We start from the raw sequence: 23,792 nt of genomic DNA, 5'->3' as shown, positions 1-23,792 counted from the left end.
GTCCCTCGCGACCGCACCAAGACCGTCATTGCGAGTGAAACGAAGCAATCCAGAATCCTTGCCTGGGACAGTCTGGATTGCTTCGCCGCGCTCGCAATGACCGACGGTTGTCTCGCTCATCGCCGCTTTCGATAGATCACGACGTCCTCGCCTTTGCGGTTCGTGCTCCGCTCGAGGAGATAGTTTGATCTTTCCAGCACGCGGCGGGATGCAGCGTTGGCGACATTGACGATGCCGATGAGGGACGGCAGCTTCAGGTGGGACAGCCCGATGTCCGTCAGCGCGGTCGCCGTTTCGCTGGCAAATCCCCGGCCCCAGAACTCGCGCTTTAACGCGTAGAGAATCTCGATCTCGTCGATGTCGTCCACGAGGATGTGCCGGAGGCCCGCTCGTCCGGCGAAGGCTCCATCTTTCGTTTGCAGTGTCCAGAGCCCGAAGCCGTGCTGGTCCCAATGGGCCATGTTGGTGGCGAGATAGGCCTTCGTTGTCTCCGCCGAACGCACCCCGCCGAGATAGCGTGACACCTCGGGATCCAGATGGAGCGCGACGAGATCGGCAAGGTGACTTTCGTTCAGCCTCTCGGCGGTGAGTCGGTCGGTCCTGAAATGGTTCATGGAGACAGATCGCCGCTTCCGTTGGCGGGTCGTTCATGCCGCTATCGCTGCGGGCTGATCATGGCATCATGCCCCTGTTTTGCCCGACGGGTCAACGGGCGTAGTCCGTAGATGGGGTAGCGGGCCGACCAACCAAGCCGTTGCGTCCGACGCAAAACACAAAGAGGAAAACACAAAAAGGCCCCGCCGAAGCGGGGCCCCTTGTTCGATCGTGTGGCTCGCACTAATCGTCCCAATGATGATAACGACGGATCACGACGCCGCGGTCGTAGTCGCGGTCGTGATAGTACCAGCCACGATGCCAGCCGCGGTCATGCTCGTATACGCGCGCGCGGGGGCCGTCATAATAGTCCCTGTCGCCGCCGACATAGACGCCGAAGCCGCCCGCGTTGGCGATGGTGGGGGTACCGATTGCAAGCGTCGCTAGCGCTGCGAGAGCGTAAGTCAGCTTCTTCATCTGTTCCTCCTTGGTTTGCGTCCGTCGCGAGTCAACGATCGCCACCATCGTCTGTTGCAGGAACGGGCAGGAAACTTTCTTGAATGGCTGTTCAGGTGGGTTGCGTTCAAGAACTTCATCGAAGCAGCCCGATGGAACTGCGCTAGGCGAGTCCCGCTGTTCCAATTGGTCCCCAATGACACGAGACATTGAACGGGCTGTCGCATATGGGGCAGAATGTGTGAGAGCGGTTCGGCCTTCGACTGTGTCGCCATCCTACGATGCTAAGGTTGCTGCGTTCTCACCGTTTGATGCGATAGATCACGACGTCCTCGCTGTGATGAATCGTGCTCTTCTCGAGAACATAGTTCGCCTTCTCCAACACGCGGCGGGATGCGACATGGCCGACGAAGACGAGGCCGATGAGGGATGGCAGCTCGAGTTGCGCCAGCCCGATGTCGGTCAGCGCGGACGCGATCTCGCTTGCAAGTCCGGCCACCCAGAATTCGCGCTTGAACGTATGGGCGATCTCGATCTCGTCCACGTCATCCACGAGGATGTCCCTGATGCCCGATCGCCCGGCGAACGCGCCGTCTTTCGTTCGGAGCGCCCACAGGCCAAAGCCGTGCTGGTCCCAATGGGCCATGTTGACGTCGAGAGGTCTTCGCCGCCACCGCCGAGCGCACTCCGCCGAGATAACGCGACACCTCGGCATCGAGATGCAGTACGACGAGGTCCGGGAGATGATCTGCGTGGAGTCGCTCGGCGATCAGCCATTCCGTGCTGAAGCGATCCATGAATTCTGATGGCGATTGGGTTGGCTGCGATCCCGACTGCTTGAAGGCCGACGATGCCATCCTGCCAGTATTTTTCCCGACGGGTCAACCGGCCCAAGTATCGAGACCGGAGGCGGCTCAAGTTGCCTCCGGTTGATTGGATCGATTGTTGATGCGCTCGCGCGCGTCTCAATAGCAGGGCGGATAGGGGTAATATCCGCAAGCCCGGCGATAGCCATAGGCCCCATAGGCCGCAGCTCCCGCCGCTGCCGCGCCGTAATACGCCCGCCGATGGACCCTGCGGTTGACGCCTGCAACGCTCATCGGCGTCAGGGGACGCCCGACGCGGGCTTCGGCGGTATCGACGGATACGGCGAGTGCATCCGCCGGCGAGTAGCGGAGCGACAGGGGCGCTGCCGTGAACAGCGCGGCGGTGACGAACAATCCGATCAGCTTGGCATGTCCAGCCATGTACTCTCTCCCTTTGCAGGACGACGAGCTAGCCTGACAGGCCGATGACCTCCGCCATTGACTAAAATCAAAGGTCGCAGTTCCGACGGGATCGCGAGTATCGCCCCGCGACGTCGATTGCCGTCCTCACCCCAAATTCGACGAGCCGTTCGATTTGATCTGCATCAAGCGTGGCGGTCGCGCCCGCACCGCAGCGACAAGTCGGCCGCTTGTGCTGGATGGCTTCGCGCGGCGGCGAGTCCGCGCGCACCATCGCAAGTGCATTGGCAACCGCGGTTGTCTCCGCTCGAACGACCGGCAGCTCCGCAGGGGCGCGGGGTGCAGGCTCAGTGATCGAAGGCGCGGATGTCTCCGCAGCGACCGCCGGCAAGGTCGTGTCGAGGATCACGCGCTCGGGCCATTTTCGGTCCGAGTGAATGCGTATGGCCGGCCGCTCCACGGCCGTCCTCTCGGTGACGGCGCCTTGGGCACACAAAATTCCGCCCCGAAGAGGAGCGCGAGCAATGCTGCGCCGATCTTCCAGAAGTACGCCAGCAACGGCATCTCGGTCGCTCCGTGCCCCCCACAATGGGCCCAGCTTGCGACGACCTTGCGTCATCCTTGGATTTGCTGCGAGAGCCGGCTTGATTCAAATCAAGCGCGCGAAGAAATCTCCAGCACCGCGTGGGTCATTGTTCGACCATGCCATGGTGCCCGTGTTTCGCCCGACGGAGCAACAGGTACGTCGGGATCAAGGCATGTGAGCGCGGAGGGGGTCCAGCGATGCGTTATGCGAGGAAATGCCGGGTTTTGCGGCGCGCCATCCGGGCGACGGCCGGATGGTTCCTTGCACAGGCGTAAGCCCTTGATTTCACAATCCCCGTCTACTGTGCATGGGGTTGTTTTCGCCGTTTTTGTTTTGGGAGGGGCTAGCCCGCCGCAAGCGCGACGGCGACGTTGTACGTCACGAGGCTCGCGGCATAGGCCAGCACCAGCATGTAGGTGAAGGTCACGCCCATCCATCCCCAGCTTCCGGTTTCGCGCCGGATCACGGCGAGCGTGGAGGCGCATTGCGGGGCGAAGATGTACCAGGCCAGCATCGACAGGGCGGTTGCGAGCGACCATTTGGTCGCCAGCACCTGGCCGATCTGCTCGGCCGCCTCCTTGCCGCCTTCGATCGCATAGACGGTGCCGAGGGCTGCGACCGCGACCTCGCGGGCCGCCATGCCGGGGATCAGCGCAACCGCGATCTGCCAGTTGAAGCCGACCGGCGCGAGCAGCGGCGCAAGCGCCTTGCCGATCATCGCCGCCAGGCTGAAATCGATGGCGGGCTCGGTGCTGCCTGCCGGCGGCTGCGGGAACGAGGCCAGGAACCAGATCAGCACCATCATCGAGAAGATCGTGGTGCCGGCGCGCACCAGGAACATCTTGGCGCGGGTGTAGATGCCGATCGCGATCGATTTCAGCCGCGGCATTTTGTAGTCCGGCAGCTCCAGCATGAACGGTGCCGGCGCAAAGTCGCGCAGCATGAAAAACTTGATCAGGAACGAGACGACGAGCGCGCTGGTGATGCCGGCCGCATAAAGGCCGAACATCACGAGGCCCTGGAGATTGATGAAGCCCCAGACGTCCCTGGCCGGAATGAAGGCGGAGATGATCAGCGTGTAGACCGGAATGCGCGCCGAGCAGGTCATCAGCGGCGCGATCAGGATCGTGGTCAGCCGGTCGCGCTTGTTGTCGATCACGCGCGTCGCCATGATGCCGGGAATGGCGCAGGCAAAGCTCGACAAGAGCGGAATGAAGGCGCGGCCGTGCAGGCCGGCGCCGCCCATGATGCGGTCCATCAGGAACGCGGCGCGCGCCATGTAGCCGAAATCTTCCAGGAGCAGGATGAACAGGAAGATGATGATGATCTGCGGCAGGAACACGATGACGCTGCCGACGCCCGCTATCACGCCGTTCTGAAGGAAGCTCTGCAACAGACCGTCGGGGAGGGTGGCGTGGACGAACTCGCCGAGTACATCGAAGCCGGACTGCAGCAGCTCCATCAGCGGCTTCGCCCAGGCGAACACCGCCTGGAACATCACGAACAGGATCAGCGCGAGCACGATGAGGCCGGCGACCGGATGCAGCACCACGGCGTCGATCCGCGCGGTCCAGGTGTCGGGGCTAGCAGGCAGGCTGACGCAGTCGGCGATGATGCGGTCGGCCTCGCGCTGGGTGGCGCGCAATTCGCTGACGCTGAGCGCGCGCCAGCTGTTCTCCTGTGGCTCGGCGGCAAGCTTGGCCGAGATCTCGTCGGTCAGCGCGAGCAGGTCGGCCGTGCCGCCCCTGCGCACCGCGATCGAGGTGACCACGGGCACGCCGAGCTCCTTGGCGAGCCGCTCGACGTCGACAGTGATGCCGCGGCGGCTCGCGATGTCGAACATGTTGAGCACGAGGATCATCGGCCGTCCGGTGCGCTTGAGCTCGAGCAGCAGGCGGATGGTCAGGCGCAGATTGGTGGAATCGGCGACGCACAGCACGAGATCGGGCACCGTCTCGCCGGTGGCCTTGCCGAGCACGAAGTCGCGGGTGATCTCCTCGTCCGGGCTGCGGCCGCGCAGCGAGTAGGTGCCGGGCAGGTCGACCACCGAGACCTGGCGTCCCAAGGGGGTGACGAAGAAGCCTTCCTTGCGCTCGACGGTGACGCCGGGATAATTCGCGACCTTCTGCCGGCTGCCGGTCAGGGCGTTGAACAGCGAGGTCTTGCCGCTGTTTGGCGTGCCCACCAGGGCGAGATGCAGCAGGGGTAATTCCATGTATCAAGGGCCCGGGATGAGGCGTCCCGTCGCTATCTAAGCGACGATGATGGCCATGGCTTCGCGACGGCGGACCGCGATGGTGATGCTGTCGACTCGCACGGCGATCGGGTCGCCCCCGACCAGCCCCTCATGCAAGATCTCGACCCGGGCGCCCTCGACGAAGCCGAGTTCGATCAGGCGGCTCTCGAGCTCGACATCCGAGAGCGCCGAGCCCGCCTGCTTGGCGGCAAGGTGCTGGATGACGCCGGTATAGCCACGCTGGGCCAGGCCCAGCGGCATATGCGAACGCGTGTCGGTGGTGTCGGTCATGCCCTGTATTTTCAACGCAGGGCATTGAGGTCAAGCGCGCGCGCCCGCCGAAGCTGCATCTTAGAGTGATTTTAAACTGCAGAGGCCGGGGCGCCGTCGAGGGCGCCCCCTGACGGGCTATTGCGCCGGGACCTTGTCCGGCTGGGCGGCCATGGCCCGGCTCTTGAAGTAATCCAGGACGAAGAGACGGATCGCCGACGACAGATTGCCCTGCTGGCGGTTGTTGTCGATCTCGCCGACCAGCTCGGACAACGTCATGTTGCGCAGGCCGGAGATTTCCTTCATGCCGTTCCAGAACGCCTCTTCCAGGCTGACGCTGGTCTTGTGACCGGCGACGACGATCGACCGTTTCACGACCGGCGACTTCATGGCTGCTCCTCGCGATCGATCCGGTGCTGGTCCAGATGCTGCTTGGCCTGGTCCCCCCGCTTCTCCTCCGCCGACCGTTCCGCCTTCGTGCGCCCGAATTTCGCCCGGTTGGCGTCCGCCTGTTTCGCCGAGGCTTCCCGCTCGGCGCGCTTCCTGAAACGATTCAGGTTGATGACGTTCCCCATGCCGCGTCTCCATCATCCGCTCCTCTTCAGGCAGGATGAAACATTCAGAAACAGGGTGCCGCGTTGCGCCCCACAAGAGTTGATCGCCATTCGCTCGTCCTCGTCAATCGGCCCCTCGGGCCACCAAACGATAAATTTCGCCCGGTCGAGGGGCGGAAGGGCTGCGTAGCACGCCGCCCCGCCGCGACATTGACGGTAATCAAATCCCGCCCGCAAAACCGCATATTTTTGAGCGCCGAGCGTCCGTATCATTACGGAGGACTATCGGAATCTATCCCGGGCTGGTCATCTTCTCCGGGCGCACCAGGCGGTCGAACTCCTCCGCCGAGACGAAGCCGAGCCGCAGCGCCTCCTCCTTCAGCGTGGTGCCGTTGGCATGCGCGGTCTTGGCCACCTTGGCGGCGTTGTCGTAGCCGATCTTCGGGGCCAGCGCCGTCACCAGCATCAGCGAGCGCTCCATCAGGTCTTTGATGCGCTTTTCGTCGGCGCGGATGCCGCTGACGCAATGCTCGGTGAAGGAGCGCGCGGCATCGGCCAGCAGGCGGATCGAGTGCAGCATGTTGTAGGCCAGCACGGGCTTGTAGACGTTGAGCTCGAAATGGCCCTGGCTGCCGGCGACGGTAATGGCGGTGTGATTGCCGAATACCTGGCAGCACACCATGGTCATCGCCTCGCACTGCGTCGGATTAACCTTGCCCGGCATGATCGAGGAGCCCGGCTCGTTCTCCGGCAGGATCAATTCGCCGAGGCCCGAACGCGGGCCAGAGCCGAGCAGGCGGATGTCGTTGGCGATCTTGAACAGGCCGGTCGCGACCGAATTGATGGCGCCGTGCGCCAGCACATAGGCGTCGTTCGAGGCCAGTGCCTCGAATTTGTTGGCGGCGCTTGTGAAGGGGAGCTTCGTGATCCCGGCAACGTGCTTTGCGAACAGTTTTGCAAAGCGCGGCTTCGAGTTGAGGCCGGTGCCGACGGCAGTGCCGCCCTGCGCCAGCGGATAGAGGTCCTTCACCGCGACCTTGAGCCGGGCGATGCCGCTTTCGACTTGCGCGGCATAGCCGGAAAATTCCTGGCCGAGCGTCAAGGGCGTCGCATCCTGCGTATGCGTGCGGCCGATCTTCACGATCTTCGAAAACTCCTTCTCCTTCTTGCGCAGCGCGCGCAGCAGCTCGCCGAGGGCGGGGACGAGATCGGCATTGATGCGGCTTGCGGCCGCGATGTGCATCGCGGTCGGGAAGGAGTCGTTCGACGACTGGCTCATGTTGACGTGGTCGTTGGGGTGCACCGGCTTCTTGGCGCCGAGGTCGCCGCCGAGCAGCTCATTGGCGCGGTTGGCGATCACCTCGTTGAGATTCATGTTGCTCTGCGTGCCCGAGCCGGTCTGCCACACCACAAGCGGGAAATGATCGTCGAGCTTGCCCTCGATCACCTCGCGCGCGGCGCGGATGATGGCATTGGCGCGGCGCTGGTCGAGCAGGCCGAGCTCGAGATTGGACTGCGCGGCGGCCAGTTTGACGATGCCGAGCGCATGCACCAGCGAGATCGGCATACGATCGGTGCCGATGCGAAAGTTCTGGCGCGAACGCTCGGTCTGCGCCCCCCAATAACGATCGGCGGGCACCTCGATGGGACCGAAGCTGTCGGTCTCGGTGCGGGTTGCGGGGCGTGAAGCGCGGGTCGTTTTGGCCATGAGCACATCCATTCTGCCGCGCGAAATGCCGCACGGCCTTTTCGTGTGCTTCTCTATATAGGCAGTTTGACCGTGTGCGACGGGCGCGGGCCCAACCTAGATCATTTCTTGCGGAAACGATCGAGCCGCACGACTTCGGCGCCGCCCTGGCTCGGCGGGGGCGGTTCATCGGCAGCTTCTGCTTTTTCCGTGGCAGGTGCCGGGACCGACACGGCCGATGGCGCGGGCGCTGCCGGCAAATTCTCGGGTGCGACCTCGGCGACGTCCGAGGTGTCGAACTGGAGGCCGAACTTCACGGATGGATCGAGGAAGCTCTTGATGGCACTGAACGGCACCACCAGCCGCTCCGGAATGCCGCCGAAGGACAAGCCGACCTCGAAACGGTCCTCGAGCACGGTCAGGTCCCAGAACTGGTGCTGGAGGATGATCGTCATCTCGTCCGGATATTGCGCGAGCAGCCGCGGCGACAACTTCACGCCTTCGGCCTTCGATACGAAGGTGATGAAGAAATGGTGCTCGCCCGGCAGGCCATGGGCCGCGGCATCGGTCAGCACCTTCCGCAGCACGCCGCGCAGCGCGTCGCGGGCCAGCACATCGTATCGGATATGATCGGTCGCCATGGTGGTCCTGTTGCATCCCCGAAGCCGGACCCTGCCGGCCCGACTCGCCAAGCCGCAATAGTACCGCGCCTGACGGATGAGCAGGAGTCCCCGCCGGGGAAGAAATCAAAAGAGTAAAGTGGAGGCTTCTGTTGCCAGGTGCCTCCGAACCCCGCCTAGCGGAGCTTAACCCACTAGGACTTTAGAGTGGTCTTTCAAACTGCGTTACGCAGCCTGAGCAACCGGAGCAAAGTTGTCGTTGGCAACTATTGCAGTAGCCCGATAACGGCGGAACAATACCGGGAAAAAGTACGCCCTTTACGCCCTCGTCGATCCTATTTCGCCCCCGCCAAAGCTCAGCTTCAGAACACGCCCGATACTGGGCTTTGGTGGAGGCGCCGGGTACCGCCCCCGGGTCCGAATGGTTTATTACGACGACCGTTTATTTCCATAGCCGGCGAACCGGCACCCCCAATATAGGGGGTAAAGGTCACAAAAAACAGAGGCTTGGAAGGGCGATCCTGTGGTTCCCTTTGGATAGGTTCCGGACCGTCCTGTCCTCGGATTCAGCACCGGCCGTCGAAGAGCCGGATCTCGCCGCCGCACCGCTCGGCCTGGTCGCCCTGTTCCTGGCCTTCGCCACGATGTCGCTGTTCGCCGTCGGCGGAGCCGCGGCGGCGGTGCCCGAGATGCACCGCATCGCGGTCGAGGTGAATCACTGGATGACCGACAAGCAGTTCACTGACGCCTATGCGATCGCGCAGCTCTCGCCAGGTCCAAACGTGCTTATCGTGACGTTAATCGGCTATGCCGTCGCGGGCATCCCCGCCGCGCTGGCCGCAACGCTGGCGATGTGCCTGCCGACGGCGCTGCTTGCCTGTTATGTCAGTCGGCTCCTGAACCGCCCCAGCCAATCGCGCTGGCCCGGCCTGATCCAGGCTGCACTGGTTCCGCTCTCGATGGCTCTGATGGCAGCGAGCGCCTTGATCCTGGCCCAGTCGACCGATCGCTCAATTGCTGCATTGCTTCTGACCGCGATTGTTGCGGTGGTTGCGTCCATTTCGCGCATCAATCCACTCTGGCCCCTGCTGGAGGCGTGTTGGGTTTTGCTGGCATTGTGTGATGAAAATCGCTAGGCAGTGATCCGGGCGGGGTATCCAGTTCCAGCCGATTTAGAACAACAGTGCTCGTGACTTAAGGGTCGCGGAGGAGACAAGCATGGCCGACACGATGGGCCACTCAGCGACGGCCACCCGAAATACCAAGGTGGCGCTCGGCTTTTGTCTGCTGGCGATTGCGCCGCAGATATTCGAATTGATCTGGTCGATCGGGACGATCTTCGGCTGGGGCACCGGCCGCGGCCCGACCGCTGTGGTGATCAGCCACGCCACGGCGTTGCTTGCCGGCGCGCCTGGAGCCTTGATTGGAGCGGCCAGCGGTGACACCAAGAAGGTATCGTCCGAGGTGCTGCTCGCGCTGATCTATTCCTACCCGCTGTTCGTGGTGGCGATCCTCACGTTTTTCATGACGATCCGGTCGGCTCAGGATTATGTCGGAGGCGTCGTCCTCATGGCGGTTGCGCTGTTCGCGCTGTGGGCAGGGAGCGACCTGCAGGGCATGCGGGGCTTCTCTTTCGGGGCGGGTACGGCGCCACGCATGTTCGGCGGACTCCTGGTCGCGTTATCGGCCGGAATCGCCTTGACCGGTCTTCTGACCGATGGGCCGCCAATGGCCCATTATTCCTGGCGCGGGCCGCTGTTCGTGATGGCCGGGATCCTGTTCTTCGCGCTGGCAATCCGGCCGCTCGGCCTCGTGGTCACGGGCTTTATCAGCTTCATGATCGCGGCGGCGGGCTCGCAGGAGACGCGCTGGCTTGAAGCGGCCATCGTCGGCGCCTGCCTGACGCTGGGTTGCGCAATCCTGTTTCCATACGTGCTCGGGCTGCCGATGCCGATGTTCCCGCGTTTCCTGGCTCAGTGAGGCTGTGATGGAGCTTTTTGCCAATCTCGCTCACGGTTTTGTCGTCGCCTTCTCTCCGATCAACCTGTTGATGTGCCTGATCGGTGCGCTGGTCGGCACGCTGGTCGGCGTGCTCCCGGGCATCGGCACCATCGCCACCGTCGCGATGCTGCTGCCGATCACCTTCGGCCTGCCGCCGGTCGGCGCACTGATCATGCTCGCCGGCATCTATTACGGCGCGCAATATGGTGGCTCGACCACGTCGATCCTGGTCAACATACCCGGTGAGGCGACGTCGGTTGTCACTGCCATCGACGGCCACCAGATGGCCAGGCAGGGCCGCGCCGGCCCGGCGCTGGCGATCGCCGCGATCGGCTCGTTCTTCGCCGGCTGCGTCGCGACCGTGCTCATCGCCGTGCTCGGCGCGCCCTTGACCAAGCTCGCGCTGGCGTTCGGTCCGGCGGAGTATTTCTCGCTGATGGTGCTCGGCCTGATCTTTGCGGTCGTGTTGGCCAAGGGCTCGGTGCTCAAGGCGATCGCGATGATCGTGTTCGGCCTTTTGCTGTCGATGGTCGGCTCGGATATCGAGACCGGCGCCTCCCGCATGGCCTTCAACATTCCGGAACTCGCCGACGGCCTCGGCTTTGCGACGGTCGCGATGGGCGTATTCGGCTTTGCCGAGATCATCCGCAATCTCGACGCCGGCGCCGAGATGAGCCGCGATCTCGTGCAGCAGAAGATCACCGGTCTGATGCCGACCAGAAAGGATCTGGTCGATTCGACTCCCGCGATCCTGCGCGGGACCGTGCTCGGCTCGATCCTCGGCATCCTGCCCGGCGGCGGTGCGACGATTGCATCATTCGGGTCCTATACGCTCGAGAAGAAGCTCGCCAGGAACCCGTCGCGGTTCGGCCGCGGCGCGATCGAGGGCGTCGCGGGGCCGGAGAGCGCCAACAACGCCGCCGCGCAGACCTCCTTCATCCCGCTGCTCACGCTCGGCATCCCGCCGAACGCGGTGATGGCGCTGATGGTGGGCGCGATGACCATCCACGGCATCGTGCCGGGCCCGCAGGTGATGCAGAAGCAACCCGACCTCGTCTGGGGCATGATCGCCTCGATGTGGATCGGCAATCTGATGCTGATCATCATCAACCTGCCGCTGGTGGGAATCTGGGTCCGCCTCCTGCGCGTGCCGTACCGGCTGATGTTCCCCTCGATCGTGATCTTCTGCGCGATCGGCATCTATTCGGTGAACAACGCGCCGGTCGACGTCATCCTTGCCGGTGTGTTCGGTCTCGTCGGCTACTGGCTGATCAAGCACGATTTCGAGCCTGCCCCGCTGCTGCTCGGCATGGTGCTGGGACCGCTGATGGAGGAGAACCTCCGCCGTGCGCTGCTGATCTCGCGCGGCGACTGGAGCGTGTTCGTGATGCGTCCGTTGTCGGCGGTGCTGCTGGCGGTCGCGGCGGGCCTTCTCGTCCTTACGGTGCTGCCTGCGTTGCGATCGAAGCGCGACGAGGTGTTCACCGAATCCGAGAACTGAAACATGATCCGGAAAAGCGCGAAGCGGTTTTCCGGAAACATCATGCTCATATGAAAGCCGTGCTCGCCTGCGTCGACGCGCCGCATTCGGAAGTCGAATCGACTTGTGTGACGGCTTCGTGAAATGAAAATGCCGGCCTTTGGGCCGGCATCTTTGTTTGTGTTCAAGGGACCGATACCATGACCTTCATTCGCGCGCTCACGGGCGCATGTGCCGTAGCGCTCGCCTCGTTGGGCCTTGTTGCACCGGCTGAGGCGCAGACCTATCCGACGCGCAGCATCACCACGATCGTGCCGTTTGCGGCCGGTGGCCCGACCGATGTCGTCGCGCGCATCATCACCGCGCACATGGCGCAGACGCTGGGACAAAGCATCATCATCGAGAACGTCGTCGGTGCCGGCGGCACCACCGCGACGACGCGCGCTGCGCGCGCGGCCAATGATGGCTATACGCTGATCACCGGCCACATGGGCACCCATGCGGCATCGGTGCCGCTCTATCCGAAGCTCGCCTATCATCCCGAGAAGGATTTCGAGCCGATCGCGCTGCTCGCGGGCACACCGATCCTGATCCTCGCACGCAGGGACTTTCCGCCGAAGGATCTGAACGAGTTCGTTACCTATGTGAAGGCGAACACAGAGAAGTTGAATGCCGCGCATGCCGGTGTCGGATCGGTCTCGCACGTCTCATGCGAGCTTCTGCACTCGATCCTCGACATCAAGCCGGTCGGCGTGCCCTTCAACGGTACGGGCCCTGCGATGAATGCGCTGGTGGCGGGCCAGGTCGACTACATGTGCGACCAGATCGTCAACGCGGTGCCGCAGATCAATGCCGGCACCATCAAGGCCTATGCGATCGCAACACCGGAGCGCAATCCGTCGCTGCCGAACGTGCCGACGACGGTGGAAGCGGGCTTGCCGAAGTTCCAGGCCCAGGCTTGGAATGCGATGTTCGCCCCGAAGGGAACCTCGCCTGCGATCGTGGCGAGTCTGAACGCAGCGGCCGCCAAGGCGCTCGATGACGAGACCGTGCGCAAGCGCCTGCTCGAACTCGGCAGCGTCATCCCGGGTCCCGCCGAACGGACGCCGGAAGCGCTGGCCACCCTGGTCAAGAACGAGATCGCGAAGTGGACCCCGGTGCTCAAGCCGGCGACTTAGGCAACGCAATCAAGCTGATAGGCAGAAGGGCGGGACGTCAGTTCCGTCCTTGTCGTTTGTGCCGGGAACACTCATTTTTCCGGGTATAATCGATGGGAGTAGCGAATCGCCGCTGTCGCAGCACCGGGGTGGCCGTTAAGTTCGCCGCCTCCCCAAAGGCTGCCGTCTTCTTGAGGTTTTTGGCACATGCACCAGTATCAGGACCTGCTCGAGCGGATTCTTTCAGACGGCGCCGAGAAGACCGACCGAACGGGCACCGGCACGCTCTCGGTGTTCGGCCACCAGATGCGCTTCAATCTGTCCGCCGGCTTCCCGATGCTGACCACCAAGCGGCTGCCGCTGAAGGCGATCGTGCACGAGCTGCTCTGGTTCCTGAAGGGCGACACCAACATCAAGTATCTGCGCGACAACGGCGTCACCATCTGGGACGAATGGGCGGATGCCAATGGTGATCTCGGCCCGGTGTACGGTCATCAATGGCGCTCCTGGCCCACGGCCGACGGGCGCAGCATCGACCAGATCGCCAATGTCATCGATATGATCAAGCGCACTCCAGATTCCCGCCGGCTGATCGTCACCGCCTGGAATCCGGCCGACGTCGAGAAGATGGCGCTGCCGCCTTGCCACCTGCTGTTCCAGTTCTATGTCGCGAACGGCAAGCTGTCGTGCCAGCTCTATCAGCGCTCGGCCGACGTCTTCCTCGGCGTGCCCTTCAATATCGCCTCCTACGCGCTGCTCACCATGATGGTCGCGCAGGTCACCGGCCTGAAGCCGGGCGACTTCGTGCACTCGCTCGGCGACACCCACCTCTACTCCAACCATCTGGAGCAGGCGCGGCTTCAGCTCACCCGTGCGCCGCGCGCGCTGCCGGTGATGCGGATCAACCCCGATGTGAAGGACATCTTCTCGTTCCGCTACGAGGATTTCGAGCTCGTCGGCTACGACCCGCATCCGCATATCAAGGCGGACGTCGCGGTCTAGCGCAGATGTCGGTCAACATCCGCCGCGCGCGCGCCGGCGAAGCCGGGCTCGTTCTTGCTTTCATCCGCGAGCTCGCCGAGTACGAAAAGCTTTCGCACGAGGTCGAGGCGACCGAGGCTGACATCGCGGAGGCGCTGTTCGGCGAGAGGCCGCAGCTCTATTGCGCGATCGCCGAGTGGAACGGCGAGCCGGTCGGCTTCGCGGTGTGGTTTGCAAATTTCTCCACCTTCAGCGGCCGCCACGGCATCTATCTCGAAGATCTTTACGTGCGGCCGTCGCATCGGGGCAGGGGGCTCGGCAAGGCGCTGCTGGTCTATCTCGCGAGGGAGTGCGTCGAGAACGGCTGGTCGCGCCTGCAATGGGCGGTGCTGGACTGGAACGCACCGTCGATCGCGTTCTACAAATCGCTCGGTGCGGTCATGATGGACGACTGGACGCTGTGCCGCGTCACCGGGCCTGCGCTGACGCGGCTTGCCGGGAGCGCGCCCTGATGGAGATCGTCTTTGTCGTCGCCATCGCGGAGAACGGCGTCATCGGCGCGGGCAACGCCATTCCGTGGCGATTGAAATCCGACATGGCCCGCTTCAAGGCGCTCACGATCGGCAAGCCGGTGATCATGGGCCGCAAGACTTTCGAATCCCTGCGCCGGCCGCTGCCGGACCGCACCAACATCGTGATCACGCGCGATGCGGCCTATCGCGCCAGTGGCGCCATTGTTACGACGTCGGGAGCGGCTGCGGCTGCGGTTGCGCTCGGCGATGCCCTGCGGCGTTCGGTCACTGAGATCGCGGTGATCGGCGGCGCCGAGATCTACCGGCAATGGCTCGATCGCGCCGATCGCCTCGAAATCACCGAAGTGCATGCGCGGCCGGAAGGCGACACGCATTTCGACATCGACAAGGCTGATTGGGACGAGATTGAGCGCATCCGCCATCCTGCCGGCCCCGACGACAGCGCTGACTTCTCCTATGTGACATATCGTCGGCGCCCCCGCCATTAACCGCATTCGTCAATGTTTACATTGACTTTTTCGTGCCCAAGCATAGCTCGGAGGACGGCCCAGGCCGCGTTGTAAGGGACCTGCCTGTCCCCTATAAAGCCGGACCGGACAAAGCGGGCGGGGGCAATTCCACCCTGCCGAGGAGAGCGTCGAATGCCGTGGAAGAATCAGGGCGGTGGCCCATGGGGCTCGGGTCCAAAGGGACCATGGGGCTCAGGTCCGCAACCGGTCGGGCCGAGACCGCCGGATCTGGAGGATCTTCTGCGGCGCGGCCAGGACCGCCTCCAGCAGATCATGCCGGGTGGTTATTTCTCCGGCATCGGTATCACGCTGATCATCCTGCTGATCGTCGCATTCTGGCTGCTGTCGGGCTTCTTCCGCGTGCAGTCCGAAGAACTCGGCGTCGTGCTGCGCTTCGGCAAGCATGTCCGCACCGTGCAGCCCGGCCTGAACTATCATCTGCCTTATCCGATCGAGACAGTGCTGCTGCCCAAGGCGCTGCGCGTCAACACCATCTCCATCGGTATGACGCTGATCGAAGATCCGGCGCGTCGCGGCCGCTCCATACGTGACGTCCCGGAAGAGAGCCTGATGCTGACAGGCGACGAAAACATCGTCGACGTCGACTTCACGGTGCTCTGGCGCATCAAGCCGGACGGCGTCGGCGACTTCCTCTTCAACATCCAGAATCCCGAAGGCACCGTGAAAGCGGTCGCCGAGAGCGCGATGCGCGAGGTGATCGGCCGCTCGCAGATCCAGCCGATCCTGACCGGAGCACGCAACGTCACCGAGCAGGGGGTGCAGGAACTGATCCAGAGAACTCTGGACAGCTACGGAGCGGGCATTCAGATCACCCAGGTGCAGATGCAGAAGGTCGATCCGCCCGCCCAAGTGATCGATGCCTTCCGCGACGTGCAGGCGGCGCGCGCCAATCAGGAGCAGTTGCAGAACGAAGCGCAGACCTACGCCAACCAAGTGGTGCCGCAGGCGCGCGGACGCGCGGCCAAGATCCTGCAGGATGCCGAAGGCTACAAGGAGCAGGCGGTTGCCGAGGCCAAGGGCCAGAGCGCGCGCTTCCTGAAGATTTACGACGAATACAAGAAGGCGCCCGACGTGACCCGAGAACGGATTTATCTGGAGACGATGGAGCGCGTGCTCGGCGGCGCCGACAAGCTCGTCTATGACGGCGGCCCCTCAGGCCAAGGCGTCGTGCCCTATCTGCCGCTTCCCGAACTGGCGCCCAAGCGGACACCTATGACCGGTCCGCAGTCGAGCGGAGGCAGCCGATGAGGTCTCCGGTTACAGGTTTCGCCACGCTGCTCGGGCTGCTCCTGGTCCTGATCGTGGCCTACATGTCACTGTTCACGGTGCAGCAGACCGAGCAGACCATCGTGCTCCAGTTCGGCAGGCCCGTCGACGTCGTCACCGCTCCCGGCCTGCATTTCAAGGCACCGTGGAATTCGGTGATCAACATCGACAAGCGGATCCTCGACCTCGAGAACCCGTCGCAGGAAGCGATCGCGTCCGACCAGAAGCGGCTCGTGGTCGACGCCTTCGCGCGCTATCGCATCAAGGACGCGCTGCGCTTCTATCAGAGCGTCGGCTCGATCCAGGCCGCCAACATCCAGCTCACCACGCTCCTCAACGCGGCGCTGCGCCGCGTGCTCGGCGAGGTCACCTTCATCAACGTGGTTCGCGACGACCGCGAGAAGCTGATGCTGCGCATCCGCGACCAGCTCGACCACGAGGCCGACGGCTATGGCATTCAGGTGGTCGACGTCCGGATCCGCCGCGCCGACCTGCCGGAGCAGAACAGCCAGGCGGTCTACCAGCGCATGAAGACCGAGCGCGAGCGCGAGGCGGCCGAGTTCCGTGCACAGGGTGGACAGAAGGCTCAGGAGATCAAGTCCAAGGCCGACCGTGAGGCGACAGTCATCATCGCGGAAGCCAATTCGCAGGCCGAGCAGACCCGCGGCGCGGGCGATGCCGAGCGCAACCGCCTGTTTGCGGAAGCCTACGGCAAGGACGCCGACTTCTTCGCCTTTTACCGGTCGATGACGGCCTACGAGAACGGGCTGCGTGCGAGCGACACCCGCTTCCTGCTGCGGCCGGAATCGGATTTCTTCCGGTACTTCGGTCACCCGTCCGGCAAGACGGCAACCGAGACGCCGGCTAAGCCGTAAGCTAGACAAGGGCGGCGGATCTCGCCGCGCTTTGCCCGGACAAGAACAGCATAACGGGAGGTTCCATTCCGATGAGGTCCATTGCGTTCGCCGACTTCCTCATCGGCCTAGGCATCCTGTTCGTGCTGGAAGGCTTGATGTTCGCGGCCAGTCCCAACTGGATGCGCAAAGCCATGAAGAGCGCCATCGCCACGCCGGACAACATCCTGCGGGCGGTCGGGATCGGCTCGGCCGTGGCCGGCCTGGTCCTGATCTGGGTTATGCGGCGCCCAATTTAGCTATCAAGCCAACGCCAAAGTGAAGGCGCCGGACTGGTTTTCGCCCTATTATCGGGCTCTTGAAGCCCGTTAAGCTCCGCGCTTGCGCCGTGCCCCCGTTCGAGCGCAGTCTGGCGCCGAATCCCTTTGTCTGGAGATCACAATGACCGCTGCCACCACTGCCCCGTCCCACTCGCGCCGTCGCGTGCGACTTGGTGTGCGAATTGGGCTGGCCGCGCTCGCCGTCGGTGCTTTCAGCGCGTTCGGCACGCCAGCCTATGCGCGCGGACCGGATGGCATCGCCGACGTCGCCGAGAAGGTGATCGACGCGGTCGTCAACATCTCGACCTCGCAGACGGTCGACGCCAAGGGCGGCGGCAGCAACACCATGCCGCAATTGCCGCCCGGCTCGCCGTTCGAGGAGTTCTTCGACGACTTCTTCAAGAACCGTCGGGGCCCCGGTGGTGGCAGCAAGGGCGGTGACAACAACCCGCCGCGCAAAACCAACTCGCTCGGAAGCGGCTTCATCATCGACGCATCGGGCGTCGTCGTCACCAACAACCACGTCATTGCGGACGCCGATGAGATCCACGTCATCCTCAACGACGGCACCAAGATCAAGGCCGAGCTGGTCGGGGTCGACAAGAAGACCGATCTCGCCGTGCTCAAGATCAAGCCGCCGAAGCCGCTGGTCGCGGTGAAGTTCGGCGACTCCGACAAGCTGCGCCTCGGCGACTGGGTGATCGCGATCGGCAATCCCTTCAGCCTCGGGGGCACGGTGACCGCCGGCATCGTCTCGGCCAAGAACCGCGACATCTCCTCAGGGCCATATGACAGCTACATCCAGACCGACGCCTCCATCAACCGCGGCAATTCCGGCGGCCCGCTGTTCAACCTCGACGGCGACGTCATTGGCGTCAACACGCTGATCATTTCCCCCTCCGGCGGTTCCATCGGCATCGGCTTCGCCGTGCCGTCGAAGACGGTGGTGGGCGTCGTCGACCAGCTCCGCCAGTTCGGCGAGCTGCGCCGTGGCTGGCTTGGCGTGCGCATCCAGAGCGTCACCGACGAGATCGCCGAGAGTCTCAACATCAAGCCGGCGCGCGGTGCGCTGGTCGCCGGCGTCGACGATAAGGGCCCGGCCAAGCCCGCCGGCATCGAGCCCGGCGATGTGGTCGTCAAGTTCGACGGCAAGGACGTCAAGGACCCGAAGGACCTGTCCCGCGTCGTCGCGGACACCGCGGTCGGCAAGGAGGTCGATGTCGTCATCATCCGCAAAGGTCAGGAAGAGACCAAGAAGGTCACGCTGGGCCGCCTCCAGGATCCCGAAAAGGTGCAGGCTGCGGTGAAGACCGACGAGCCGGCGCCGGAGAAGCCCGTGACGCAGAAGGCGCTCGGCCTTGATCTCGCAACGCTGAACAAGGATCTGCGCACGCGCTACAAGATCAAGGACAGCGTCAAAGGCGTGGTGGTCACCAGCGTCGACGCCAATTCGGACGCGGCCGAGAAGCGCCTGTCCGCCGGCGATGTCATCGTCGAGGTGGCGCAGGAGGCAGTGTCGAGCGGGGCCGACATTCAGAAGCGGGTCGATCAGCTCAAGAAGGACGGCAAGAAATCGGTGCTGCTGCTGGTCTCCAACGCCGACGGCGAGCTGCGGTTTGTCGCGCTGAGCGTGCAGTAGTCGCAGTACGGTCTCGTACAGGGTGGGCAAAGCAAAGCGTGCCCACCACCTTTCCAACATCGCGGCAAGAGTGGTGGGCACGGCGCAAGCGCGCCTTTGCCCATCCTACGGCTGCTGAGCCAGCAACAAGGGCTGACGACGGCGAGGCTACCCCTCCACGAACTCGTCGCGCCGATACCCCTGCGCATAGAGCAGCGCGGTGAGATCGCCATGATCGATCCGCGCGCCCGCGGCAGCGGCCACCGCAGGCTTGGCGTGATAGGCGACGCCGAGCCCCGCCGCCTGGATCATCCCGAGATCATTGGCACCGTCGCCGACCACGACCGAGTCGATGTCGTCGAGATCGAACGACTCCATCAGGTCCACCAGCGTCGCAAGCTTTGCGGCGCGGCCGAGGATCGGCTCCTTCACCTCGCCGGTGAACTTGCCGTCGCGCACGACGAGCTCGTTGGCGCGGTTCTCCTGAAAGCCGAGCTTGGCGGCGATCGCGGTCGTGAATAGCGTGAAACCGCCCGAGACGAGGCAGGTGTAGGCGCCATGGGCGCGCATGGTCGCGACCAGTGTCCTACCACCCGGCGTCAGCGTGATGCGCTTGGCCAGCACCTCGTCGACCGCGCTGGCCGGCAGGTCCTTGAGCAGCGCGACGCGCTCGCGCAGCGCTGGCTCGAACTCGATCTCGCCGCGCATCGCACGCTCGGTGATGCCTGCGACATGCGCCTTCACCCCGACGAAATCGGCGAGCTCGTCGATACACTCCTGGCCGATCATGGTGGAATCCATGTCGGCGAGAAAAAGCTTCTTGCGCCGGAAGCCGACTGGCTGCACGACGATGTCGATGGGCAGGTCGCCGCGGAGCTCGCGCAACCGCTGCTCGATGGCGTGGCGGTCGCCTTCGAGGTTACTGTCGACGCCGAAGGGAATGTCGACCGCAACCCCGTCGAACAGCCAGTGCGCGGGAGCTGCCTGAGGCAGCACGGCGCGGGCGCCGTCGACGATGGTCGAGTCGAGCGCGGGATTGTCAGGGTTGCAGATCAGCGTGGCAACGAGGGACATTTGAGGTTTTCGTGAGCGAGGGGCATTCAGGCAAGGCCGTGCTTATCGCAGGCCCGACCGCCAGCGGCAAGTCGGCGCTGGCGCTCGAGCTTGCGCTCGCCACCGATGGCGTCGTCATCAATGCCGATTCCATGCAGGTCTACCGCGACCTGCGCATCATCACGGCGCGGCCGACAGCGGCGGATGAGGCGCTCGTGCCGCATCGCCTTTATGGCCATGTCGATGCCGCCGTGAACTTCTCGGCTGGTGCCTGGGTAAGCGACGCGGCGAAGGCGCTCGATGGAGCAAGGGCTCAGGGGCGTCTGCCGATCTTCATCGGCGGGACCGGGCTCTATTTCAAGGCGTTGACGGCCGGTCTCTCCGTGGTGCCGCCGATCCCTGCCGAGGTGCGCGACGATGTACGCGCGCGGTTGGAACGGAACGGCGTCGAGGCGCTGCACGCGGAACTCGCGCGCCGCGATCCGCCCGCGGCCGAGCGGTTGAACCTGCGCGACCGCACCCGGATTGCGCGCGCGCTTGAGGTGATCGAGGCAACCCGGCGTTCGCTGCTCGACTGGCAGCAGGAGGGGCAGCCACCGCTGCTGCCGAAAGACAGTTTTCGCGCGGTGTTTCTCGCCCCCGAACGCGACGAGCTGTATGCCCGCATCGATGCCCGCTTCGATGCTATGCTGGGTGCCGGTGCGCTCAGGGAAGTCGAGCGGCTCGCCGCCCGACACCTCGATCCGCTGCTGCCGGCGATGAAGGCCCATGGGGTGCCGGCCTTGATCCGGCATCTGCGCGGCGGGCTGAGCCTGGAGGAGGCCGCTGGGATCGGCCGGGCCGATACCCGCCATTATGCCAAGCGCCAGTTCACCTGGTTCCGGCACCAATTGCCGGAATTCGAGTGGGTGAGGCCGAATGAGGCGAGGGGGTGGCTGGCGACGATGGTGAGCGCGACTGAGGACCCTGGCTGACACGCGTTTGTGCCCGGGTTCCCGAATTTACCTCTCGCCGAACTCCGGGAACACCGCTACACTCCAGAAATCGCGCAGGAACGGCCGCATTGCCTTGACATCCAGGGTTTGGCCGCTATGTTTCGCGCAACCTTTGGGAAGCCGAGCGCCTGCCATGCGTAACATTATTACCAAACTCCTTATCGCCGTCGTACCCAGGCACACCGCCGGGGGTGGCTAGCTGCCATCCACAAGACAGGCGGTGTGCGTGGGCCCTCTTCGGGGCCTTTTTTATTTCCCGAACCCGACACGAATGAAGCCGCTGGCAACAGCGCATCCGGAGCAAGCCAATGAGCGACAAGAGCCACGATCCGAACCAGATGACCGGCGCCGCAATGATCGTCCGTGCGCTCATCGATCACGGCGTGACCGACATTTTCGGTTATCCCGGCGGCGCGGTGCTTCCGATCTATGACGAGATCTTTCAGCAGAGCCACATCCAGCACATCCTGGTCCGCCATGAGCAGGGCGCGGGCCATGCCGCCGAGGGCTATGCGCGTTCCACCGGCAAGCCCGGCGTTGCGCTGGTGACCTCCGGTCCCGGCGCCACCAACATGGTGACGCCGCTCACCGACGCGCTGATGGACTCGATCCCGCTGGTCTGCATCTCCGGCCAGGTGCCGACGCATCTGATCGGCAACGACGCGTTCCAGGAATGCGACACCGTCGGCATCACGCGGCCCTGCACCAAGCACAACTGGCTGGTGCGCGACGTCAATGATCTCGCCAAGGTGCTGCATGAGGCCTTCTATGTCGCAACCTCCGGCCGTCCGGGCCCGGTTCTGGTCGACGTTCCCAAGGACGTGCAGTTCGCGACCGGCACCTATCACCCGCCGCGCAAGTCCGATGTGCACCGCTCTTACGCGCCGCGCCTGAAGGGCGATGCGACGCAGATCCGTAAAGCCGTGGCGCTGCTGGCCAGTGCCAAGCGTCCTGTGATCTACAGCGGCGGTGGCGTGATCAATTCCGGCCCCGAGGCGACCAAGCTCTTGCGCGAGCTGGTCGAGGTTACCGGTTTTCCGATCACTTCGACGCTGATGGGTCTGGGCGCCTATCCGGCATCGGGCAAGAACTGGCTCGGCATGCTCGGCATGCACGGCACTTACGAAGCCAACATGACCATGCATGATTGCGACGTCATGCTGTGCGTCGGCGCGCGCTTCGACGACCGCATCACCGGCCGTGTCGATGCGTTCTCGCCGGGCTCGAAGAAGATCCACATCGACATCGACCCGTCCTCGATCAACAAGAACATCCGGGTCGACGTGCCGATCATCGGCGATTGCGGCAATATCCTCGGCGACATCCTCCAGGTGTTCAAGGCCGAGGCGAAGAAGCCCGACATCAAGTCGTGGTGGCAGCAGATCGCGCAATGGCGCGCCCGCAACTCGCTCTATTACAAGAAGAGCAACGACGTCATCCTGCCGCAGCACGCGATCCAGAGCCTGTTCGAACAGACGCGCGGCAAGGATACCTACATCACGACCGAGGTCGGCCAGCATCAGATGTGGGCGGCGCAGTTCTACGGCTTCGAGGAGCCGCATCGCTGGATGACCTCGGGCGGTCTCGGCACCATGGGCTACGGCCTGCCGGCTGCGGTCGGCGTGCAGGTCGCGCATCCGGACAGCCTCGTCATCGACATCGCGGGCGACGCCTCGGTGCAGATGACCATGCAGGAGATGTCGACGGCGGTTCAGTATGAGCTGCCGATCAAGATCTTCATCCTCAACAACCAGTACATGGGGATGGTGCGTCAGTGGCAGCAGCTGCTGCATGGCAACCGCCTGTCGCATTCCTACTCCGAAGCGCTGCCCGACTTCGTCAAGCTCGCGGAAGCCTATGGCGCCGTCGGCCTCCAGGTGCACAAGCCGGCCGATCTCGATGGCGCCATCAAGGAGATGATCTCGGTCAAGCGTCCGGTGCTGTTCGACTGCCGCGTCGCCGCGCTCGAAAACTGCTTCCCGATGATCCCCTCGGGCAAGGCGCATAACGAGATGCTGCTGCCGGAGCAGGCAAATGACGAGGCCACGGCCAAGGCGTTCGCCGGCGGCAAGGCGCTGGTGTGAGCGCGATGGTCACAAACTCCGCTGTCATCGCCCGGCTTGACCGGGCGATCCAGCACGCCGCGACAGATTTGGGGGCCTCGACGCTGGTGGTTACTGGATGCCCCTTCGCCTTCACGGGACATGACGACGAAGAATAGAGGGGACGACAATGAACCAGCCCGCATCCGCCTATTTCATCGAGGACCGTCACGATCCCAACGAGACACATACGCTCGCTGTGCTCGTGCAGAACGAGCCGGGCGTGCTCGCGCGCGTCATCGGCCTGTTCTCGGGCCGCGGCTACAACATCGAGAGCCTCACGGTCTCGGAGACCGAGGCTCAGAAGCATCTGTCGCGCATCACCATCGTCACCACGGGCACGCCGATGGTGATCGAGCAGATCAAGCACCAGCTCGACCGCATGATCCCGGTGTACCGCGTCGTCGACATGACCCTGACCAAGCGCTCGATCGAGCGCGAGCTGGCGATGGTGAAGGTGCGCGGCCAGGGCGAGCATCGGGTCGAGGCGCTCAGGCTGGCGGACGCGTTCCGCGCCCGGGTGATCGACGCCACCACCGAGAGCTTTGTGTTCGAGATCACTGGCAATACGGACAAGATCAACCAGTTTATCGACTTGATGCGCCCGCTCGGCCTTGTCGAAGTGTCGCGCACCGGTGTTGCCGCGATCGGCCGCGGGCCTGAAGGGATGTGA

Annotated in this window: 23 protein-coding genes, 1 other RNA gene and 2 pseudogenes; 14 read left to right on the top strand and 12 right to left on the bottom strand. The window is 64.0% G+C overall.

Annotated elements, in window-relative coordinates:
- Positions 1-116: 116 nt before the first annotated feature.
- The 11 genes and pseudogenes from P6U28_RS22530 to ssrA form a co-directional block, all read right to left on the bottom strand.
- The gene (locus tag P6U28_RS22530; protein WP_129144007.1) at positions 117-614 is read right to left on the bottom strand and encodes a GNAT family N-acetyltransferase; all 498 of its coding nucleotides are present in this window, start codon (positions 612-614) and stop codon (positions 117-119) included.
- 223 nt (positions 615-837) lie between these two features.
- Positions 838-1,071 carry a hypothetical protein gene (locus tag P6U28_RS22525; protein ID WP_122406510.1) on the bottom strand — a complete coding sequence of 78 codons (234 nt, stop codon included), beginning with the start codon at positions 1,069-1,071 and terminating at the stop codon, positions 838-840.
- Between the two features lie 280 nt (positions 1,072-1,351).
- A pseudogene (locus P6U28_RS22520) lies at positions 1,352-1,847 on the bottom strand (GNAT family N-acetyltransferase).
- Between the two features lie 168 nt (positions 1,848-2,015).
- Positions 2,016-2,297, bottom strand: a complete 282-nt coding sequence (locus P6U28_RS22515; RefSeq protein ID WP_122402019.1) for a hypothetical protein — start codon at positions 2,295-2,297, stop codon at positions 2,016-2,018.
- A gap of 908 nt (positions 2,298-3,205) precedes the next feature.
- On the bottom strand, positions 3,206-5,077 hold the full coding sequence (locus tag P6U28_RS22510) for a ferrous iron transporter B (protein WP_407119921.1): 1,872 nt from the start codon (positions 5,075-5,077) through the stop codon (positions 3,206-3,208).
- Positions 5,078-5,113: 36 nt separating this feature from the next.
- Complete coding sequence (locus P6U28_RS22505; RefSeq protein ID WP_122402022.1) at positions 5,114-5,389, bottom strand: FeoA family protein; 276 nt, start codon at positions 5,387-5,389, stop codon at positions 5,114-5,116.
- A 117-nt stretch (positions 5,390-5,506) separates the two neighbouring features.
- Positions 5,507-5,758, bottom strand: a complete 252-nt coding sequence (locus P6U28_RS22500; protein ID WP_025038043.1) for a ribbon-helix-helix domain-containing protein — start codon at positions 5,756-5,758, stop codon at positions 5,507-5,509.
- A complete protein-coding gene (locus tag P6U28_RS22495; protein WP_122402023.1) occupies positions 5,755-5,943 on the bottom strand; it encodes a DUF4169 family protein in 189 nt (62 codons plus the stop codon). The genes P6U28_RS22500 and P6U28_RS22495 overlap by 4 nt, the downstream gene beginning before the upstream one ends.
- Before the next feature lie 271 nt (positions 5,944-6,214).
- A complete protein-coding gene (gene fumC, locus P6U28_RS22490) occupies positions 6,215-7,642 on the bottom strand; it encodes a class II fumarate hydratase (protein WP_129144005.1) in 1,428 nt (475 codons plus the stop codon).
- An 89-nt stretch (positions 7,643-7,731) separates the two neighbouring features.
- Positions 7,732-8,250 carry an SspB family protein gene (locus P6U28_RS22485; protein WP_122402025.1) on the bottom strand — a complete coding sequence of 173 codons (519 nt, stop codon included), beginning with the start codon at positions 8,248-8,250 and terminating at the stop codon, positions 7,732-7,734.
- Between the two features lie 117 nt (positions 8,251-8,367).
- Positions 8,368-8,735, bottom strand: a transfer-messenger RNA (tmRNA) gene (gene ssrA / locus P6U28_RS22480).
- Between the two features lie 138 nt (positions 8,736-8,873).
- Between ssrA and P6U28_RS22475 the strand changes: the two are divergent.
- From P6U28_RS22475 to P6U28_RS22425, 11 genes and pseudogenes are all read left to right on the top strand, one after another.
- Positions 8,874-9,352 (top strand): annotated as a pseudogene (locus P6U28_RS22475) (chromate transporter).
- Positions 9,353-9,447: 95 nt separating this feature from the next.
- Positions 9,448-10,209 (top strand): tripartite tricarboxylate transporter TctB family protein, encoded by a 762-nt coding sequence (locus P6U28_RS22470; RefSeq protein WP_129144004.1) that lies wholly within the window; start codon positions 9,448-9,450, stop codon positions 10,207-10,209.
- 7 nt (positions 10,210-10,216) lie between these two features.
- Positions 10,217-11,731, top strand: coding sequence for a tripartite tricarboxylate transporter permease (locus P6U28_RS22465; RefSeq protein ID WP_162500176.1), 1,515 nt, complete (start codon positions 10,217-10,219; stop codon positions 11,729-11,731).
- 179 nt (positions 11,732-11,910) lie between these two features.
- Positions 11,911-12,888, top strand: a complete 978-nt coding sequence (locus tag P6U28_RS22460) for a tripartite tricarboxylate transporter substrate-binding protein (RefSeq protein ID WP_129144003.1) — start codon at positions 11,911-11,913, stop codon at positions 12,886-12,888.
- Between the two features lie 186 nt (positions 12,889-13,074).
- On the top strand, positions 13,075-13,869 hold the full coding sequence (locus P6U28_RS22455) for a thymidylate synthase (protein WP_122402029.1): 795 nt from the start codon (positions 13,075-13,077) through the stop codon (positions 13,867-13,869).
- 5 nt (positions 13,870-13,874) lie between these two features.
- Complete coding sequence (locus P6U28_RS22450) at positions 13,875-14,360, top strand: GNAT family N-acetyltransferase (RefSeq protein WP_129144002.1); 486 nt, start codon at positions 13,875-13,877, stop codon at positions 14,358-14,360.
- On the top strand, positions 14,360-14,869 hold the full coding sequence (locus P6U28_RS22445) for a dihydrofolate reductase (RefSeq protein WP_129144001.1): 510 nt from the start codon (positions 14,360-14,362) through the stop codon (positions 14,867-14,869). The genes P6U28_RS22450 and P6U28_RS22445 overlap by 1 nt, the downstream gene beginning before the upstream one ends.
- Before the next feature lie 153 nt (positions 14,870-15,022).
- Positions 15,023-16,159 carry an FtsH protease activity modulator HflK gene (gene hflK / locus P6U28_RS22440; protein ID WP_129144000.1) on the top strand — a complete coding sequence of 379 codons (1,137 nt, stop codon included), beginning with the start codon at positions 15,023-15,025 and terminating at the stop codon, positions 16,157-16,159.
- A complete protein-coding gene (gene hflC / locus P6U28_RS22435; protein ID WP_122402033.1) occupies positions 16,156-17,052 on the top strand; it encodes a protease modulator HflC in 897 nt (298 codons plus the stop codon). Before hflK ends, hflC begins: the two co-directional genes overlap by 4 nt.
- Positions 17,053-17,123: 71 nt before the next feature.
- Complete coding sequence (locus tag P6U28_RS22430; protein WP_025038031.1) at positions 17,124-17,330, top strand: DUF2065 domain-containing protein; 207 nt, start codon at positions 17,124-17,126, stop codon at positions 17,328-17,330.
- Between the two features lie 142 nt (positions 17,331-17,472).
- Positions 17,473-18,990 carry a Do family serine endopeptidase gene (locus P6U28_RS22425; protein WP_129143999.1) on the top strand — a complete coding sequence of 506 codons (1,518 nt, stop codon included), beginning with the start codon at positions 17,473-17,475 and terminating at the stop codon, positions 18,988-18,990.
- A 147-nt stretch (positions 18,991-19,137) separates the two neighbouring features.
- Here the strand turns inward: P6U28_RS22425 and serB are convergent, their stop codons facing one another.
- Complete coding sequence (gene serB / locus P6U28_RS22420; RefSeq protein ID WP_129143998.1) at positions 19,138-20,043, bottom strand: phosphoserine phosphatase SerB; 906 nt, start codon at positions 20,041-20,043, stop codon at positions 19,138-19,140.
- Positions 20,044-20,054: 11 nt separating this feature from the next.
- On the opposite strand from serB, the gene miaA reads away from it, so the two are divergent.
- From miaA to ilvN, 3 genes are all read left to right on the top strand, one after another.
- A complete protein-coding gene (miaA, locus tag P6U28_RS22415) occupies positions 20,055-20,996 on the top strand; it encodes a tRNA (adenosine(37)-N6)-dimethylallyltransferase MiaA (RefSeq protein WP_407119920.1) in 942 nt (313 codons plus the stop codon).
- Between the two features lie 329 nt (positions 20,997-21,325).
- Positions 21,326-23,101, top strand: coding sequence for an acetolactate synthase 3 large subunit (locus P6U28_RS22410; RefSeq protein ID WP_129143996.1), 1,776 nt, complete (start codon positions 21,326-21,328; stop codon positions 23,099-23,101).
- A 148-nt stretch (positions 23,102-23,249) separates the two neighbouring features.
- Positions 23,250-23,792, top strand: coding sequence for an acetolactate synthase small subunit (gene ilvN / locus P6U28_RS22405; RefSeq protein WP_061879307.1), 543 nt, complete (start codon positions 23,250-23,252; stop codon positions 23,790-23,792).

This window comes from Bradyrhizobium sp. STM 3561 (assembly GCF_045571455.1).
Taxonomy (GTDB): domain Bacteria; phylum Pseudomonadota; class Alphaproteobacteria; order Rhizobiales; family Xanthobacteraceae; genus Bradyrhizobium; species Bradyrhizobium vignae.
The sequence above is the reverse complement of the archived record's forward strand: the minus strand, read 5'-3'. Positions and strand labels throughout refer to the sequence as shown.